This window comes from Ruegeria sp. SATB045 (genome assembly GCF_059613525.1).
Genome location: NZ_JBXWSR010000027.1, coordinates 64,800 through 82,864, shown reverse-complemented (window position 1 = coordinate 82,864; position 18,065 = coordinate 64,800). Strand labels below are relative to the sequence as shown.

Genomic DNA, 18,065 nt, shown 5'->3' with positions numbered 1-18,065 from the left:
AGTAAATGAGGCACCCAATCCCTATATTGGATGTAGTCGCATTCACTTTTCACACCCCATCTGGGCTCGTGGGTGGTGCGGACAATCAAAGGATCAAAATGATGTCTTTCAAAGACCTGACGACCAGAGCGGCTGCCGCACTGAAGGAAAACGATGCGGACGCGTCAAAAAAAGAAGTGACGTCGAAAGGGCATGACACCGTCCCCGAAAAACCAAAGCCTAAACCCCAAAACTGATAATACCCTGCCGGGAGTGGGTGGCTTGTTCTTGTCTGCATCTCCGAGCGAGCGGTATCAGCAAAGGAGAATTAACCAAATGAACCAGATAATCAGCAAGACGATCGCAGTCTTTTCCAGGCCGTTTACTTTCCCTGGCTTTGACGAATTACTCCCGGCGGGCGAATACGACATAGAAACTGAGCTTTCCGCACCACCAGATTATTCGGATCCAGAAGCCTGGAAAGCATCAGTGCTAATCTGTCTGCATCCACGGAAATCTCACCCCGGTCTGGCGCGTATCTTGACCGTTTCTCTTACTGATTTGGAGAGAGCCCGCGCAAAGGATAAATTGTCTTCAAAGCAGTTGTCGCAGTTCTTGCTCGACCAGCTTTTGGCCGATCCCATGGTGCAATTGATTATGGAAGCGGATGGCGTTTCAGAGACTCAACTTCGGCACCTCTACTCCGAGTCGCTCATCTCTGAGGCAGACGACAGATCATCAGATCAACGAGCCCTACCGCAAGGATGCGGAAACGGTTCTCGGTATACTTTCGCTGTCCAAGCTGCTGAGAACGAAGGAATGCCGGTTCATCCTAATAAAACCCCTCGGATTACAGGCCGTCCCATCGGACAGTCTGAACCAGGCAGCTCCTTCAATCTCAAGGCTTAGGGCTCGGAACTTTCTTTTCCAGTCGCTGTATGAACCAAAACAGAAATCGAGGCTAAGAACTGATGGAAGACTCCGACAACGAAGCAGATACGATCATGGCTCGCGCCCACAATGACGTGCCGCAAGAACGCCCGTGTCTTCGTTGCAGAACGCCATTCTGGAGCGAAGGGTTCGGAGAGCGGATTTGTCGACGCTGCAAGGGGTTGAGCGCCTGGCGAAATGGCGTATCAGTAAGCCCCGGGTTAGCTCGGCGTCGCTGATAACCTGACGCCGGTCTTACCAGCTTTTCTGATCATATCTCATTTTATCTTATTGGTGCTGACCCGAGCCTTTTAACGTGGAACCCGATCGGTATTCGGTGCTGAAGACGAAGCGTACGCGCGGTTTGGACTCGAACCGTTCTTATGCGTAGTGATATGGGTTCAAGCCGCCGAATGCACACACTTAAACCATGCCAGTATTCATAATCGGACAGCAGGCATTCACGCCGCTTGTACTATTCGGTGGTCAGCGCGGTGCTGTTGCTTGGGTGCGGAGGGTGGATCGGAGTGCAAAATATGCCAAGAGTCCAACTACCTGCAGTCACCCCAAAACCCAGAGCTTGGAACAAGGGGCGGATCATCGGTCAGAAACGACCGCTACTCCCAAAACAGGTCTGGGCGATCCGTGCACGGCTCGAATTTTCTGGAAATCTGCGTGATCTCACAATGTTCAACGTCGCGATTGATAGCAAGCTACGCGGCTGCGATCTGGTCAAACTCGCTGTGACCGATCTTGTCAAAGACGATCGCGTCCGTGAGCGTGTTTCGGTGATCCAGAGCAAAACCAAGCGATCTGTTCAATTCGAATTGACGGAAAACACGCGAGAAACTGTATTGGTATGGGTAAAATCACCGGAAATGTTTGCTAGCCGGTTCATGTTTCCAAGCCGATTCCATGATCGACCACACATCTCGACGCGCCAGTATGGCAGGCTGGTTCGAGACTGGGTGACCGCAATCGGATTGGAACCGAGCGGATATGGCACGCATTCGCTTCGCCGAACCAAAGTAGCTGAGATCTACCGCAAGACAGGAAATCTCCGCGCGGTCCAACTTCTGCTTGGGCACACAAAGGTCGATAGCACCGTGCGATACCTGGGCGTTGAATTGGAAGACGCGCTAAGCATTGCAGAGCGCATAGACATCTGAGACAGTTTGGCGAGCGGCGCTGTCGGTCGCCAATCCATAGTGGTTCTAGTTCTTTTACGCAGGAGTGGGACGTAGCGTGCCCTGAGCGGAAGTGTCAAAATCTTGTTGCGTACGCTCGCAGCACAGTTTTCTCGGCTCAGGCGCAATTTACAGGGTGCGGGACCGAGCGACCATTTGATCGCACCGCGGGTACTTGTGCAGAAGCGGCGCGAAAATCGCCGCGTTGCAGCCAATGTCATCAGGCCTGTCATTCATAGTCACGGGGAAGCCTTGATCACATACTCCTCTTTCGCCGCACTCAGGCCAGACAATTTCTTTCGGTAGTTCACTAAGGATCTTGGTCACCGGCAGTTTCAAAAACTACCTGCCCTGGCGGTACTTGCATTGCGACAAGGGAAACTTCCTTGACTCTATTCTGGCTAAGGACCACAAAAGTGCATTGGTGAAAATTACTCGTCGCCGCGATGCTGCCGGCTTCGATGATCCAATGGCCTTCAGAATAACTGTAGCATGTGCCCCAGCATAGGAACGGGTTTCGCTGGGGTCTTCGCTATGAGCTCGTTCCTCGCAAGCATTCGCAACTGTCACCCGCCATACACCAGTTATCGCGTGACCCAGGAAAGAAGGCGCCGTATGAACAGCACATGGCTCATAAATTGCGTGCTTGATGCCCGATAGATCAGGTCTCAGGCTCCGTTTCAATCAGTCATTAATCGTGTTTACACGCTGCATTCTTTGTTTGATCCCGGCACTCTTGGTGTTGCTCCCAGGAACGCAGCTTCCTGCCCAAGTCGCAGGCAATGCTGATGGATCGGTCTGTGACGAAGGCTTCGAAAACAAGAACGGATCGTGTCAAAGAACAGACGTACCAAAAAACGCATATTTGACGGGTAGCTCCTATGGCAGCGGCTGGGAATGCAATCATGGTTTTCAAAACGTTGGAGAACTCTGTGAGGAAATAAGAGTTCCGGAAAATGCCTATCTTGCCTCAACCGGAGATCGGTGGGAATGCAACCGGTTGTTCCAGCGTATCGGGGACGAGTGTGAAGAGGTGATTTCACCTCAAAATGGGTACGTCGAAACTAGGTTTGGCGCACAAGAAATACACTGCAACTGGGGATTTCGTAAGGAGGACCAGGATTGTGTTGCGATTAATGTCCCGAGCAACGGCCGCCTGACTGACAAAAACAGCGCGGATGGTTGGGTGTGCCTCAGAGGTTACAGGGCAGCGGAGAGTAGCTGTGAACCTGTGGCAATTCCACAGCATGCATATCTTGCGCCTGAAACCTTTTCTGGATGGAAATGCAAACGAGGTTTTCGCGCAAACCGGGACAGATGCATTGCGATCCGTGTCCCTTCAAATGCTCACTTGAATCGGAGAGGTGACGGTTGGGAATGCAATCGGCCGTTTACACGACAGAACGATAAGTGCACCGAAAATGTGCCGCGACAATAGGTTGGTGGGAACCAATACCTCCTGACATATCCGGAAGGACGAATCCGTGAACCATAACTCGATTGACGAAAACCTGGGTAAAATACTCAAGGCCGAAAAGGCGCAACGCTGGTCCTACAGCATAAAGATGTTTGTCGCGTTGGCGGTGTTTGTTGCGGCCATAATTGTGGTGGTGTTTCTCTGATGCGTAAAAGCACCCCTCAGGTTAGCCTCCGGCACCCAAAATCGGCAATTCGCGTCCTAGATCAAAGAGCATTTCAGGAACGCAGTGTTCGTAAGTCGCGGAACGCTGACGTAGCCGGTGTGATTGAGGAAGAGTTTGGCAAGTACTTGATTAAGGCTGGCATTCTGAGCGGTAACAGCGTTGCGCGCGCATTCCCCAAGCCACCAGCCAAAACGCAGGCAATGATTGCTGATGCAGTCGGCGAAACACCAGCATTGGCCATTGAAGCCTTAAAAGGAATTCTCGAAGAACGAGACAGGAAACGTAGCGGTCAACGCCGTTTGGAGGGAAACTCCGGCACCTTCGTTCCCAGTGAAAGAGAATATGCAGAGGCATTGCGCCAGATCAGGCTCACCCCTGCGCAGGTCACAATGCTCAAAGCACTTACAATCGCGGGCAAGGACGGTCTGACTATTGGTCACTTGTCACAGGCAGCCGGTTACAAATCGCGCGAGGCGTCCATCAAGGTCTTCAAGAAAATCGGACTATTGATCGCTGAATATCTGGAACTCCAACTTCCCGAAGCCGGATCGGTGCAGAATGATGGCGCCGCGCAAGTTCTGGCATTTTCTCACGTCGAAAATGACGATGAGCCAGCCACTTGGATCATGCATCGGGAACTGCGCGATGCTGTTCGTTCGGTTCTTTGACGTGCGTTCCCGCCCCGCTTTTGAAGCGAGCTCTGTACCGGAATAAATGCAAGAAAGGTTGCACACGTAGCTTATGCTGGAGAAGAAACCATACCCGCTCGACCTGATCTATGTACCTGTGAAGCGTGCAAAAACACTTGATCAGCAAAAAGTCCTGACGCTGGCCGAAGATATTCTGAAGAACGGCCAGAAGACCCCGATCCAGATACGCGCGGACAACAAGAGGTTCGTGCTGATTGAAGGCCTTCACCGACTAGAGGCCATTCGCGCCCTCGGCGGTGATACTGTCGAAGCCTTTTTGGTGCGCGCCAGGCTACACTAGATGCCAATTGGAATTGGCGTTCGACAAAGCCTCGGAAAAAGTCAGCAGACGTTGACTTTTTTCATCCCAAAGATGCAATGGTGCGCAATGAAGGCTCTCATATAGAGTAATACGCTGGCAATTTTCCAACTCGGAATGGTCACGCAATACCTCGTTTAGCCGATAAAACGGTATGCGGCTGGCAAGGTGGTGAACATGGTGCACACCGATATTGGCAGAGAACCACCGCAGGATGCCTGGCAGGGCATAGTGAGAACTTCCATAGAATGCGGCGTTCTGAAGATTCCACACTTCTTCCCGCTCCCAAGTCGTGTGTTCAAACTGGTGTTGAATATAGAATAGCCAAATACCAATCGATGCGGCGACGATCATGGTTGGAAGGAATACAAAAACCAGTACATCCAGGCCTCCGGTCCAAAAAATCAGAGCCAGGGCCACCGCAATCGCGGCGTTTGTTCCCATTGCACTTGCCCAATACAGCCAGCCTGACCGCATGAAACCAAAGGGCAAGCGATTTTGAAAAAAGAACGTGTAGACCGGTACGATACAGAACAGGAAGAAGGGGTTCCGGATTAACCTGTAAGCGGCACGACCGGACCACTTGCGCTTCAGGTATTCCTCTACAGTCAACGTAGGGATATCGCCCATCCCGCGCCGATCAAGGTTGCCGGTTGAGGCGTGGTGAATCGCATGGCTTTGCCGCCAGACGTCATAAGGTGTGAGGGCGAGAACACCCAGGACCCGGCCTGTCCAATTGCAAACGGTACGGTTTCTAAAGAATGATCCGTGACCACAATCATGCATGATGATGAAGATACGCACCAGAAATGCGGCGTTCAGGATGGCCAGTAGAGCAGCGACCCAGATACTAAGGGATAGCGCAAACCACGCTGCGCCCCATAGCGCGAAAAAGGGGATGACAGTGATTGTCAGTTCAAAAACGCTACGCTTCGTATCGGGCACACGGTATTGCGCGAGCGCCCGGGTCAATTCCTGCTGTTGCAACCGACTTGTTCTCCAAGGGCTTTTAGCAGCCCATTGTGCAAACGGGCACCCCATAAGGGTGCCCGTAAAAGGTCAGGCCAGTGCCAGATTGGCGACGCTGTCGCGCCCGTCACGGCCAGCTTCGACGTCGAAGGTAACCTTCTGGCCGTCCTTCAATTCGCTGATGCCGGAACGCTCAAGTGCTGAGATATGCACGAACACATCGCGCTTGCCATCTTCAGGTTCGATAAAGCCAAACCCTTTGGTCGAGTTGAACCATTTTACTGTGCCATTTGCCATGGTGGAAGTCTCCTAATACTTGCCGCCCGCATCATTGCGGCGACTCGGCGTGGTCGGTCTGAATCGAAAGACTGAACGCCGAATTTGGGAGACAGCAGGTCGAAAAAGAAAAACGTTAGCCTTGTGTATATGGACTTCGAGTACGCACGATACAAGCCTTGATACAATAGAAAGCAACAGAAGATCTGAGTCCGCCTAGCCCAAGTTAGGACAAGGATAAGCAGAACCATTGCTCTGTGGTTCGGAATTCAGAGGTCGGCTTCTGATAAAGCCGCAAGCTCGATCGCCGCAGCCATTTTTGATGGTTCCTCGAAGCTCGGCGTAACAGTATGGCTCTCATCCACAATCAGCACACCAAACTGGTCAAGGCGCAGGCCTGCCTTCTTGTCGTCTCCTGCGCCTCTCAAATTGCGCTTGGAAAGCGTGGTGTTTGCCACTGCTTTGAGCGAGTTTGTCGCATGTCTTTCCCAGCTTGGGATAACTTTTGGTGGAGCAATCACAGCCGCGTTCTTGCGGGCAACATCATGGATCGGAGATCGAGGGATTACACGTGAATAAGTCTCGGACAGCGCTTCTGCCAAATGACAACCGATTTCCGTTTTTCCAGAACCGGTTGGCGCTTCAACAAATGCTATCCCATGCTCGTAGACAATGGAACACGCTTCATAAACTAGCTCTTCTTGGTACTTGAAAAGTGTATGCCCAGTTATTCCTTTTCGATAACGAGTACGCCAGGGTCGAAAGCCTCTTTGCTCAGAGATCATTCGAGCCATTGCGTCCTCTGAAGTTACCGGCTTGATAAGCTTATCCAAAATCTCAAGCGCTTCATTGGTCCAATCGACAGACGCTTCCCAGATTTTTTCTGCAGTACGAGTTCGCTCAATTTGCAAATCATTGGATCCAGCCTCCAATGTGTCAGCGTATTCTATGTTTCGGTAGAGACCCGACCTAGAAAAGTTGGCGGACCCAGCGGCAGCCCCGATCGGAGAGCTGACAATCTTTGAGTGCATAAGCCGATCCCCTCGTATCCCGAGGTTCTTTTGGGCGAGAATAGGGTCAAAAACGCGTAGCTGGATGTTCCCGCGTTCGATAGCGCGCCGCGCTAGAATGGCCATCAGGTCTTGATTGTCTTCTACTTCAAGCCCTGTTTTTTCTAGCCAGCGAAGCTTGGTTTCTTGCTTAACCGATCCAGTTCTTCCCACTCTCTTGGCATTTGCAGTGTCGACGCCAAAAGAGACACGAATTCTCAGCTCTCCCTCGAAATTTGGTTCCTTTAGTTCAGGTATTTCTGCGATCAAAATCGAGAGCGATGAAAGGAAATCTTGGTATCCGGTTACAATAAGGCAATCTCTAGTGTGGATGTGTGGCCTGTAGAGATCAATAACAGATCGGTCGATGTTGGTCCCGAACTTTGGAACAACATCATCACCTTGTCTTTCGGGGATACTTTGATCCAGCTCTTCAATTTTTCGCGGTTTCGAACGGAGCTAACTTGGAAGAGAGAACACTGGTAAATACTCGGTTTATTGTACAATTGACAAAGTGAACGCTGTGGATAAGGCGTGCAAGTCTTGTGATTGGTGCTCAAAAGACTGCGTGGCTCTGTCATGCAATTGTGTTTCCTGAAAATCTGATCCAAATATCGGCATTCACCTTTACTTGTTGCAAGACTAGGACTGCAAAAACGCATTAGTCTTGCGGCCGAATTGGTCCGGTTTTGATGTGCTAGGCACTTTTTATGGCCACACGTTCAACCCACGCGTTGTGATCAGCCTCAAAGATTGCCTCGCATCGCTCATGCGCTGCTTTCAAGATTGTATAGGCCGCGTCATTGGCGCGACTTTCAACCAAAAGCAGTTCTCGATTGTCTTTTGCAACGTTGTCGTTGATTGAAGAAATCCAGTTTACGATCATGGTAGTTAGGATGGGTTGATCGAGCATTTCCTTGGTGTTGGCAAAAATTTGCAACTGGGCGCGGTGCGCTTGTTCTATGAAGTGACGTGCGACCAGTACTGCTGGTGCCAGATCAGCGTGCGTCGTTGCGGCCTCGATGCTATTGATTGTCACCGGCAGGTCGCTGCCGACGTACTGGGAATAGCAGCCGTTGCTCTTTGTGCTGTTTATTTGCGCTTCTAGGGATGAGTAATCACCGCCGATATCACTAAGGACCGAGGACGCCGATCCTCCGTACTCGTTGTAAATTGTCAGGTAGCCCCCATCATCGACTGGACCCTTTAAGCTGCGCTCAGCGAACTCTAAATCGGCTATGATGGCTTGATACCACTCGATCCCTTTCTCAACTCCTTTGTCGTTCCGTGCTACGCGACGTATCCAAATCGCCACTGGTATTGCTAACAAATACTGAGCAAATATGACTGCGGCAGCCAACCAACCAGATTGAACAATTGTAAGGCCTAGGAGATGGGTGCCGCCATAAAGGCAGGCACCGACGATAACGATGTTGGTTAGGTTGATCACTTTAAAGAGCTCCAAAATCATGATGGGGCCTCCAACGTTGGCGTGGTGGCGGCTCGTAGGCTAAAGACCTGTATTCTCAAGAGTTAACTGGTTAGGTAGTTTCAAACGTGCTTGCGAGTTTTTGCCAATTGCATTGGTTTATTGGCCAATTTGACAAGGTCAGTCTGGCTGCTGCCATGGTAATCCTTTGGTTGGCCCTAGCAGCTCTCCTGCAGAGCTGGTGGTCTACAAGTAAATGACAAGCTTATGAAGCGCGAGCCGCTCAGGCTTGCGAGCAAACGGACGAAGAAGTGTAGGCGGCGAACCTTCTAGTGGCGCCTTATTGATCCGACGCCCGCATCTGACGTGACATAGCTTGCGCTGCGCTCGATTGATAATGAAGTTCAACCCCTTGAATTTTGCCTTGCTTCCTGTAACCAGGCGATTTGATGAGTGATTTCTACGAAGCCAAAGCTGAGCAATTCGTAAAAGACACACGGGATGTCGACATGACGGCACTCCGCGACCGGTTTCTCGCAGCACTCCCCCAATCCACTGCAGACACCGTGCGTATCCTTGACGCTGGAACCGGATCGGGCCGTGACGCACTAGCCTTTCGTCGAGCCGGGTACCAGGTTGCCGCATTTGACGCGTCTCCTGCTATGGTGGAAGCAGCCACTGTTTTTGCGGGATTGCCTGTTCAGCATTTGCGTTTCGAAGACTTTGCTTGGAACAACCCATTTGAAGGCATTTGGGCATGTGCGTCCTTACTTCATGTCGCACGCGAAGACTTGTCTGGTGTAATGCGCCGTTTGGCTGATCACTTGGTCACAGACGGTATTCTTTATGTCTCATTCAAGCTAGGAACCGGCGAACGGCAAAAAGACGGACGAAGCTTCACCGACATGAACGAAGAAACTTTATCGTCGCTCCTAGACGAATGCCCAGATCTGCGGCAGGTTGAGGTGTGGCGGTCGTCAGACTGCCGTCCGGATCGAAAAGAAGACATTTGGCTCAATGCCTTGCTGAGAAAAACCTGACGCGTGCCGCCCGAGACATCTGACAATATTCTTTGTCCATTATGCGCTCCTACCATGGATCTTGTGGTCGAATGCGACGCTCAAGTCATTCTGATCTGGAGTGGCGCGGGCTTCGTCCTTGCCCCGCGGCGGCATGTAAAGCGCTGGCGTGATCTGACTGAGGAAGAACAAACCGCGCTCATCGCGCGTATCACCGCAGCACAAAAACTGCTAGAAACTGGCGAGGTCCTGGCGCCAGTCTCCTTCGTTGAAACAGAGCCACATTTCCATCTTCGCATTGAGGCCCCGGCTGTAACGGCCACTTTGATCCCCGACGCACCTCATGAAAGTCCATTAATCTCCGGCGGTGAGGACGCCTTGCAAGCCCATCTGCGCCCCCTGATTGACCGAGCGCAATCCGTCGATTTGGCCGTTTCCTTTCTGATGACTTCAGGCGCGCAGCTCGTTCTGCCCCATCTCAGAAATCTGTTGGAGCGCGGTGGGCGACTTCGGCTGCTCACCGGCGATTATCTGGGCGTGACAGAGCCGGCGGCCCTGCGGATGATGCAAGATCTCGAATACGACAGACACCTCTACGTCTTCCAGGCAGACCATATTCCGTTTCATCCTAAGGCGTGGATGTTTTCCTTCGCAGATGGCACTGGAGCGCTTATCGTTGGATCCTCGAACTTGTCTAGGTCGGCGCTGACGGAAGGTGTCGAATGGAACCTGCGCCATTTCGACCGCTCAGACGCCCTGCCGCTAAGGTCGGCCCGCGCCGCGTTTGAAAAACTCCTTGCGCGACCCGAGGTTGTCGATCTCTCTCCCGACTGGGTCGACAGCTACGAGGCCCGCCGGATCGCTCCCTTGCCTATGCAATCCGGCGTGCATAGGGAAGCAGACGAAGACACGCCTGAGCCACATGCTATCCAGAAAGAAGCGCTACAAGCGCTGGCTGCCACACGCGCCAAAGGTTACCGCGCAGGCTTAGTCGTGCTGGCGACAGGCCTCGGAAAGACCTTTCTCGCCGCATTCGATAGTCAACCAGCTAAGCGTGTCCTATTCGTCGCCCACCGTGAAGAGATCCTGACGCAAGCTATGGCTGCCTTTCGCGCCGTCCGACCTAATGCAAGGCTCGGGCGCTTTGGAGGTGGAGTGAAGGATTTTGACGCGGATGTGCTATTTGCCTCGATCCAGACGCTTTCACGAACCGCGCACCTGCACCGTTTTTCGCCGGACAACTTCGACTACATCGTTGTGGATGAATTTCACCACGCTGCTGCAACTACATACCGCCGGTTGATTGATCATTTCACGCCTAGGTTCCTGCTAGGTCTAACGGCGACGCCAGATCGTAGCGATGGCGGTGATCTGCTGGGGCTATGCGAGGAAAACCTCGTCTATGAATGCGATCTGTGGTCCGGCATCGACCGCGAGCTACTGTCTCCGTTCAACTATTTCGGTGTGCCCGACCCGGTGGAGTATGCACAGATCCCGTGGCGCAGCGGCAGGTTCGACGAAGCCGCCTTGACCCAAGCTGTTGCCACGCAGGCGCGCGCTGAAAACGCACTGGAACAACTGGAGCGGCGTGGGGGTAGAAAGGCCATTGGCTTTTGTGTTTCCCGCCGCCACGCGGACTTCATGGCCGAGTTCTCGCGGGAACGCGGCTTGCGGGCCGTGGCGGTCCATTCGGGCGAAAAATCAGCCCCGCGTGCTAGCGCGTTGAAGGCGCTCGAAGATGGCGATCTTGATATCGTTTACGCGGTCGACATGTTCAATGAGGGCGTAGACGTACCTTCGATCGATACTGTAATGATGCTACGTCCGACCGAGAGCCCGGTCATATGGTTGCAGCAACTTGGGCGAGGGTTGCGCCGATCCGCCGAAAAGACGCACCTGTCTGTAATCGACTACATTGGCAACCACAGGATATTCCTAACCAAAGCAAGAACTCTGTTGCGAGTTGGTGCAGGCGAAGGCGCACTTCGGATCGCGCTAGAAAAACTCGAGGGTCAGGATATCAGTTTTCCGACAGGCTGCGAGGTAACATATGAACTGGAAGCTCTGAACATACTCAAGGCCTTGATCCGCCAACCGCGCGACGGTGAGGAGTTGACAGCATTCTATCGCGATTTTCGTGACCGTCACGGGGTGCGTCCCACCGCCTCTGAGGTTCAACACGCCGGCTTCAATCCAGGTAGAACAGGTCACGCTGGCTGGTTGGGTTTCGTCAACGACATGGGCGACCTTACAGGTGGCATGCATTCCGCTTGGACGGCTCACAAAGACCTGCTCGACGAGATCGAAACCACCCGGATGAACCGCAGTTACAAGATGTTTGTATTGCGCGGAATGATCGAGGAAGGCCAGTTCCCTGGCCGTATCGCCGTTACAGATCTCGCCGAGCGAATTGCACGGCTGGCTAGACGTAACCCCGAAATAAAAGCTGAACTCAGCGTGGACCCGGATGACACAGCAGCGATATGCAGCTTATTGACGAAATACCCTTTGAAGCTGCTTGGGGAAACCGAATGGTTCCATCTGGGTCCTGGCTTCGTTGAAACCACGTTTGGCAATGACCACGTTGCCCATTTGTCGGAACTCGCCTCAGAGCTCGTCGATTGGCGCCTGTTGCGACATTTCCAGACTCGCAGTGAAACCCACGATCAGTCGAACAACTCTCATGTTACCGATCCCACAGCACCCCCCGTCGACCAGCCGACGCCGCCCGTTCTGGAACTCAAGATGTGGCAGGAATACCCACGCGACAGGATCCCATCTTTCTTCGGTGCTGTCTTCAACACTGGATCCTGGAACTCGGGCATCGTTGTGATCAGAGACGTCAAGGCCATGGTCTTACTCGTTACAATGGACAAGAGCAGCATGTCCGTCGGCGATCACTACGCTGACGAATTCGCAAGTCCAACCCGTTTCGTTTGGCAGACCCAAACTAGGACACGCCGCGCCAGCAACCACGGAAAGATCATTTCGGGTGAAGAACCTGGATGGACGGTCCACTTGTTCGTCAGGAAGTCCAAACTGCGTGACGGCCGCGGTGCCCCCTTTCGCTACGCCGGACCTGTCAGTTTTGCCGGATGGGAGGGCGAAACTCCGATTACTGTTCAATGGGATCTCGCCGAGCCTTTACCCGACGCCTTGAGACCGTTGTTTGCGTTGGAGTAAAGTCCATTGTCCCACGTCGATCGCAATGCAAATAGGCCTGACTTGTTGAAAAACTCTGTTTTGACTTATCCGTATGGCTGGTGAGCTATAAGGCTGGGGTTTGGTCCCCCCCCATAAGTGAGGGTCCTCATTAGAAAAAAATATGTCCCGTATGATACGGAAGCCTCGCGAGCACGTGCACGATCTGCTGAAGGGGTGCCAGGGGGTAGATAACGCGTGAGCAGCCGCTAGTCGGAATACAAAAAAAGCATAGTGCTAGAAATGATCTCTTCGCGCTGAATGAACTACGCGGACTTATCTCGTCTTCTAAGGCTCGCGTGGTGGTCGCCATGTGGTCGCCACAAAGCTAAGCAATTTGCTGAGTTCACTGTAACTTATTGAAAAATATGGTGCTGCTGGAGAGAATTGAACTCTCGACCTCTCCCTTACCAAGGGAGTGCTCTACCCCTGAGCTACAGCAGCTTACCGTCTTTTTCGGACCCGCGAGCATATGCCCTACTAATGCCCTACTAATTTTTCCTTCACGCTGCTAACTCAATGTTCGAACACTCAATTTTGGAATGGACCCACCCATTACCAAGGGAGTGCTCTACCTCTGAGCTACAGCAGCGCTGTGGGCGGGTGATTAGACTCAAACGAAACGCGGCGCAAGGGTGTCTGGACGGTTTTTTTCGCCTCCTGTAGAGAAAGATCATGGCAGACAAAGATACACCAAAAAAACACGGCAAATCCGGCGATCCGCGCGAGGAGCGACTGAAGGCTGCGCTTAAAGCAAATATGGCGCGACGTAAGGCGCAAGCCAAGGCGCGGGCGATATCCGGAGAGAAGACCGACAAGGACGAGGGATAAGAGCACATGGATTCGATTCTGGTTACGGGCAATGGTCCGTTGAACGGTCAGATACCGATTGCGGGGGCCAAGAACGCATGTCTGACGCTTATGCCAGCGACGCTGCTAAGCGAAGAGCCGCTGACGCTGACAAACGCACCCCGGCTGAGCGACATCAAGACGATGACTGCCTTGCTGCAATCGCTGGGGGCCGAAGTGTCGGCCTTGCAGGACGGACAAGTGCTGGCCATGTCCAGCCACAACCTGACCAGCCATACCGCTGATTACGAGATAGTGCGCAAGATGCGCGCCTCGAATCTGGTGCTTGGTCCGCTGCTGGCGCGCTTTGGTGAGGCCGTGGTCTCGTTGCCCGGCGGCTGCGCGATTGGTGCGCGACCTATGGATCTGCATGTCGAGGGACTTGAGGCGCTGGGCGCTGAGATCGAGTTGAAAGACGGGTATCTGCACGCCAAAACGTTGGGTGGGTTGAAAGGGGCCGTGCATGAGATGCGGTTTGCCTCTGTCGGCGCGACCGAGAACATCGTCATGGCTGCCACGCTGGCCAAAGGCACCACCGTGCTGAAAAACGCCGCGCGTGAGCCCGAGATCGTCGATCTGGTAGAGTGTCTGCGGAAGATGGGTGCGCAGATCTCGGGCGAAGGGACTTCGACAATCGAAATTCAAGGCGTCGACCGGTTGCACGGTGCGACCCATCAGGTTGTAACGGATCGGATCGAACTGGGCACTTATATGTTGGCACCGGCGATCTGTGGCGGCGAGGTTGAACTACTGGGCGGCCGGATGTCTCTTGTCGACTCTTTCGCCGCTAAGCTGAATGCCGCAGGCATTGAGGTCACGGAAACCGCAAACGGGCTGAAAGTTGCGCGCAAGAACGGACGCGTACGGTCTGTCGATGTTGTCACCGAACCCTTCCCCGGATTTCCGACCGATTTGCAGGCGCAGATGATGGCGCTGATGTGCACTGCCGAAGGCGTGTCCGTTCTTGAAGAGCGGATTTTCGAGAATCGGTTTATGCACGCTCCTGAACTGGTACGTATGGGGGCCAATATCGAGGTCCATGGCGGTACCGCTACGGTTACGGGCGTCGAGCGTCTGAAAGGTGCACCGGTGATGGCGACGGATCTTCGCGCCTCGGTCTCGTTGATTCTGGCCGGTTTGGCGGCCGAAGGTGAGACGACTGTAAGCCGGGTCTATCATTTGGACCGGGGATATGAACATGTGGTGCGCAAGCTGGAAGGCGTGGGTGCAAAGATTGAACGGATCAAGGGCCAGTAATGACAGACGCAAGTTTCCACGACGGTCGTGAGGCCCCGCTGAACCTGGGGGCAGAGGATGCGGATGACCTCCAGGTGATTTCGACCCTGACGCAGGACGCGGTGTTCCCCATCACCGAGATGACATGGCGTCCGTCGGGGCGTCGATTTGGTCTTTTGCTGAACCGGTTCCGCTGGGAAGACAAAGATGCTGCAAGCCAACGCGACCGTCCGTTTGAACGGGTCCAAGCGCTGCTTGTTTTCGATTCCGTCCTGTCGGTTGCCAGCCAGGGGGTGGACCGCGGCGACAAGGACATGGTTATGTCCCTGCTGTCGGTTGATTTCGAGCCCGGCGAAGATGGCGCCGGTCATATTGTTTTGACGCTGGCCGGGGATGGAGCGATCCGTTTGACGGTCGAGGCTCTGGACGTCACCCTCAAGGATGTGACCCGGCCCTATCAGGCGCCTTCTGGTCAGGCTCCACATCATCCGGAATAAACGGGGCATAGCACAAGCCTTTGCCGGACCCTCAACGGGTCTGGTTTTGCGTCCGGCGACCGTGTTCGACGTGTTTCAGATCAGTCAGGTGTTGATCCGGTCGATCACTTACCTTGGTGCAGCAGATCATCGGAAAGACCCCGATCTGCTGGCGGCGTGGAGTGCTAACAAAGACCCCCAGACGATCCGACGCTGGTTGCAATCGGGAACCGAACTTTGGTTGGCCGAAATGGACGGCCAAGTCTCGGGCGTCGGGGCTCTGCGCTTTGGGTCGGAAATCGCGTTGTTGTATGTCGATCCGGCCTATGTTCGGCGCGGTGTCGGGTTGGCCCTACTGGTTCGAATGGAGCACGAGCTTGCGCAGCAAGGCTGCACGATTGCGCATCTGAACGCCACCGCAACAGCGCGTGCATTCTATCGCCGATATGGTTGGCAGGATGCGGGTGGCCCTGAACATTGGTGCGGAATGCGACATTATCCTATGCGCAAATCGTTGCACCCACCCGACGAAGGGTTGAGGCCATCTGCTGCGGGCGATATGTCCCGGTAAAATCCCGTTCGGAGTGCCTGCTCATGCCCGTTTTCCTTGATACGACCTCGCCCGAGTTCGAGCTCGCCTTCCAGGCGTTGTTGTCAGCAAAACGAGAGGACAGCCCGGATGTAGATGCGATTGTGGCGGAGATCATCGAAGATGTTCGCAATCGGGGCGATGCTGCGGTGATCGAGCTGACCGCGAAATTCGACCGGCTTGAGTTGACGCCTGGCACTCTGGCCTTTTCTGCCGAAGAAATCGCGGCTGCGGTGGCGCAGGTCTCGGACGCGGATCGCACGGCGCTCGAACTGGCGGCCACACGTATCCGGGCCTATCACGAAAAGCAGCTGCCCGAAGATCACGAATGGACGGATGAAGCCGGGGCGACTTTGGGCTGGCGCTGGTCGGCGGTGTCTGCTGCGGGGCTTTATGTGCCCGGCGGGCTGGCGTCCTACCCGTCCTCGGTTTTAATGAATGCGATTCCGGCCAAGGTGGCGGGGGTTGAAAGGCTGGCCATTGCGGTGCCGACGCCGGATGGGGTGGTGAACCCGCTTGTCCTGCTGGCGGCGCAGCTTTCAGGTGTGGATACGATCTATCGCATCGGTGGTGCTCAGGCGATTGCAGCGTTGGCTTACGGCACCGAATCCGTCGCGCCGGTGGACAAGATCACTGGTCCCGGCAACGCCTTTGTCGCTGCTGCAAAACGTCGTGTGTTCGGCAAGGTGGGCATCGACATGATTGCGGGCCCGTCCGAGATTCTGGTCATCGCCGACAAGGACAACGACCCAGACTGGATCGCGCTGGATTTGCTAAGCCAAGCCGAACATGACGAAAGTGCACAGTCGATCCTGATCACCGATGATGCAGCGTTCGGGCAGGCGGTGGCCGAGGCCGTGGACAAGCGGCTTGAGACATTACAACGCCGCGCAATAGCCGGCCCCAGCTGGCGTGATTTTGGTGCGGTGATCACTGTGTGTGATCTGGACGAGGCAGCAGCCCTGTCCAACCGGATCGCTCCGGAACATCTTGAGCTTTGCGTGGGCGACCCTGTGGCGCTCAGCAAGAAAACTGTTCACGCGGGCGCAATTTTTCTGGGTCAATATACTCCTGAGGCCATCGGCGATTATGTGGGGGGTCCAAACCATGTTCTGCCCACGGCGCGCTCGGCGCGGTTTTCCTCGGGGCTGAGCGTGATGGACTTTCTCAAACGCACGACACTCAGCCAGATGACACCCGCTGCGCTGCGGGCCATCGGCCCTGCGGCCGAACAGTTAGCTAAGTCGGAAAGCCTTGAGGCACATGGTTTGTCGGTCGCTGCAAGATTGAAACGCTTGAACGACTAATTGGCTATGGTTTGAGGGTCACAACGCCCTGCGCCATTCTCATTCATTAAACAATATGTCTTGATCTTACTCACGGAACGGAGGCGTCTTGCTGACGTGACAACGTCGGAAGAAGTAAGTTTGGAACGTGTAGCAACACTGTGGATAGGCAAGCGGTTCAACTATCTGGAGCACCTTTGCCTGAAGTCCTTTGCGGATGTCGACCAGACGCCCATTGTTTACCACTATGGCGAGCTTGAAGACATTCCGGACTACGTCGAAGCGCGTGATGCGCGGGAAATCTTTGATGTTTCTGAAATCTACCGTGACCCGATCACGCGATCAGTTGCCGTTCATGCCGATCTTTTTCGTCTAAAGCTCATGCAACAGACCGACTATATCTGGGTCGATGCGGATGCCTATGCCCTTCGGCCATTCGAAACCAACACAGGATATCTTTTTCCAAAAGCGAATTTGGCGCGGCAGCGCATGATGAACGGCGTTGTCGCGTTGCCACGCGACAGTTCTGCGCTGCAAAAGATGTGTCGGTTTGCCTTTGAAAGCGATCTTGTTCCATTCTGGTGGTCGGAGGATCATCAGAGGGTGTATCGCGAACTCTACGGCCGTTCCTCATATTGGAGCCTCCCATTGTCGACTCTGGGACCACCACTTTTTTTCCATTGCCTTTATGGCTCGCCAGAACACGAGATGAATTCGGCCCGAACCGAGCTGTACGCCGTGCCTTTAAGGCATCGCAGGTTGTGGAATGAACCGGATATGTCAAAGCTCGATTTTTTGGAGTGGCAAAACAAAATGTCGATCCATTTCTTTGGTTCGTGGTTCCGAAAGATGTTTCGTGAAATGGAGATCAACCGGGGGTCTTTGGTCGATACCCTCCTGTCAAAGCACGGGATTGACCCCGCCAAACATCCTTTGTGA

General features: G+C 54.0%; 17 protein-coding genes and 2 tRNA genes. 13 read left to right on the top strand and 6 right to left on the bottom strand.

What is annotated here, in order from left to right:
- Positions 1-315: 315 nt before the first annotated feature.
- From AC2FNR_RS14945 to AC2FNR_RS14925, 5 genes are all read left to right on the top strand, one after another.
- Complete coding sequence (locus AC2FNR_RS14945) at positions 316-888, top strand: hypothetical protein (RefSeq protein WP_170712022.1); 573 nt, start codon at positions 316-318, stop codon at positions 886-888.
- Between the two features lie 557 nt (positions 889-1,445).
- Positions 1,446-2,078: a tyrosine-type recombinase/integrase gene (locus AC2FNR_RS14940; RefSeq protein ID WP_480756871.1), complete on the top strand. Its 633-nt coding sequence runs from the start codon at positions 1,446-1,448 to the stop codon at positions 2,076-2,078.
- A gap of 1,502 nt (positions 2,079-3,580) precedes the next feature.
- Positions 3,581-3,718, top strand: a complete 138-nt coding sequence (locus AC2FNR_RS14935; protein WP_480659044.1) for a hypothetical protein — start codon at positions 3,581-3,583, stop codon at positions 3,716-3,718.
- A 119-nt stretch (positions 3,719-3,837) separates the two neighbouring features.
- Positions 3,838-4,407, top strand: a complete 570-nt coding sequence (locus tag AC2FNR_RS14930) for a hypothetical protein (RefSeq protein WP_496849769.1) — start codon at positions 3,838-3,840, stop codon at positions 4,405-4,407.
- Positions 4,408-4,480: 73 nt separating this feature from the next.
- A complete protein-coding gene (locus AC2FNR_RS14925) occupies positions 4,481-4,729 on the top strand; it encodes a ParB N-terminal domain-containing protein (RefSeq protein ID WP_170452343.1) in 249 nt (82 codons plus the stop codon).
- On the opposite strand, the gene AC2FNR_RS14920 is transcribed toward AC2FNR_RS14925, so the two are convergent.
- The 4 genes from AC2FNR_RS14920 to AC2FNR_RS14905 all read right to left on the bottom strand — a co-directional run bounded on the left by AC2FNR_RS14920 (position 4,721) and on the right by AC2FNR_RS14905 (position 8,512).
- Positions 4,721-5,788 (bottom strand): fatty acid desaturase, encoded by a 1,068-nt coding sequence (locus tag AC2FNR_RS14920; RefSeq protein ID WP_496849768.1) that lies wholly within the window; start codon positions 5,786-5,788, stop codon positions 4,721-4,723. The genes AC2FNR_RS14925 and AC2FNR_RS14920 overlap by 9 nt on opposite strands.
- 18 nt (positions 5,789-5,806) lie before the next feature.
- Positions 5,807-6,013 (bottom strand): cold-shock protein, encoded by a 207-nt coding sequence (locus AC2FNR_RS14915; protein ID WP_496849766.1) that lies wholly within the window; start codon positions 6,011-6,013, stop codon positions 5,807-5,809.
- 248 nt (positions 6,014-6,261) lie between these two features.
- The gene (locus AC2FNR_RS14910; protein ID WP_496849764.1) at positions 6,262-7,311 is read right to left on the bottom strand and encodes a DEAD/DEAH box helicase family protein; all 1,050 of its coding nucleotides are present in this window, start codon (positions 7,309-7,311) and stop codon (positions 6,262-6,264) included.
- A gap of 427 nt (positions 7,312-7,738) precedes the next feature.
- A complete protein-coding gene (locus tag AC2FNR_RS14905) occupies positions 7,739-8,512 on the bottom strand; it encodes a hypothetical protein (RefSeq protein WP_170592149.1) in 774 nt (257 codons plus the stop codon).
- Positions 8,513-8,919: 407 nt separating this feature from the next.
- Here AC2FNR_RS14905 and AC2FNR_RS14900 point away from each other — a divergent pair, with 407 nt between their 5' ends.
- Both AC2FNR_RS14900 and AC2FNR_RS14895 read left to right on the top strand, forming a co-directional pair.
- The gene (locus tag AC2FNR_RS14900; RefSeq protein WP_217357441.1) at positions 8,920-9,510 is read left to right on the top strand and encodes a class I SAM-dependent methyltransferase; all 591 of its coding nucleotides are present in this window, start codon (positions 8,920-8,922) and stop codon (positions 9,508-9,510) included.
- 54 nt (positions 9,511-9,564) lie between these two features.
- Entirely contained in the window at positions 9,565-12,672 is a 3,108-nt protein-coding gene (locus AC2FNR_RS14895) for a DUF3427 domain-containing protein (protein ID WP_496849761.1), read from the top strand.
- 387 nt (positions 12,673-13,059) lie between these two features.
- Here AC2FNR_RS14895 and AC2FNR_RS14890 read toward each other — a convergent pair.
- Together AC2FNR_RS14890 and AC2FNR_RS14885 are read right to left on the bottom strand one after the other, a co-directional pair.
- Positions 13,060-13,134, bottom strand: a tRNA-Thr gene (locus tag AC2FNR_RS14890).
- A 62-nt stretch (positions 13,135-13,196) separates the two neighbouring features.
- A tRNA-Thr gene (locus AC2FNR_RS14885) sits at positions 13,197-13,282 on the bottom strand.
- Positions 13,283-13,365: 83 nt separating this feature from the next.
- On the opposite strand from AC2FNR_RS14885, the gene AC2FNR_RS14880 reads away from it, so the two are divergent.
- The 6 genes from AC2FNR_RS14880 (at position 13,366) to AC2FNR_RS14855 (ending at position 18,065) form a co-directional block, all read left to right on the top strand.
- Positions 13,366-13,521, top strand: a complete 156-nt coding sequence (locus AC2FNR_RS14880; RefSeq protein ID WP_170751479.1) for a hypothetical protein — start codon at positions 13,366-13,368, stop codon at positions 13,519-13,521.
- A 6-nt stretch (positions 13,522-13,527) separates the two neighbouring features.
- Entirely contained in the window at positions 13,528-14,796 is a 1,269-nt protein-coding gene (murA, locus tag AC2FNR_RS14875) for a UDP-N-acetylglucosamine 1-carboxyvinyltransferase (RefSeq protein WP_496849759.1), read from the top strand.
- The gene (locus tag AC2FNR_RS14870; RefSeq protein ID WP_496849758.1) at positions 14,796-15,272 is read left to right on the top strand and encodes a DUF2948 family protein; all 477 of its coding nucleotides are present in this window, start codon (positions 14,796-14,798) and stop codon (positions 15,270-15,272) included. Before murA ends, AC2FNR_RS14870 begins: the two co-directional genes overlap by 1 nt.
- Before the next feature lie 46 nt (positions 15,273-15,318).
- The gene (locus AC2FNR_RS14865; protein ID WP_496849756.1) at positions 15,319-15,822 is read left to right on the top strand and encodes a GNAT family N-acetyltransferase; all 504 of its coding nucleotides are present in this window, start codon (positions 15,319-15,321) and stop codon (positions 15,820-15,822) included.
- A 23-nt stretch (positions 15,823-15,845) separates the two neighbouring features.
- Complete coding sequence (gene hisD / locus AC2FNR_RS14860) at positions 15,846-17,147, top strand: histidinol dehydrogenase (protein WP_496849754.1); 1,302 nt, start codon at positions 15,846-15,848, stop codon at positions 17,145-17,147.
- A gap of 120 nt (positions 17,148-17,267) precedes the next feature.
- Positions 17,268-18,065 carry a hypothetical protein gene (locus AC2FNR_RS14855; RefSeq protein ID WP_496849752.1) on the top strand — a complete coding sequence of 266 codons (798 nt, stop codon included), beginning with the start codon at positions 17,268-17,270 and terminating at the stop codon, positions 18,063-18,065.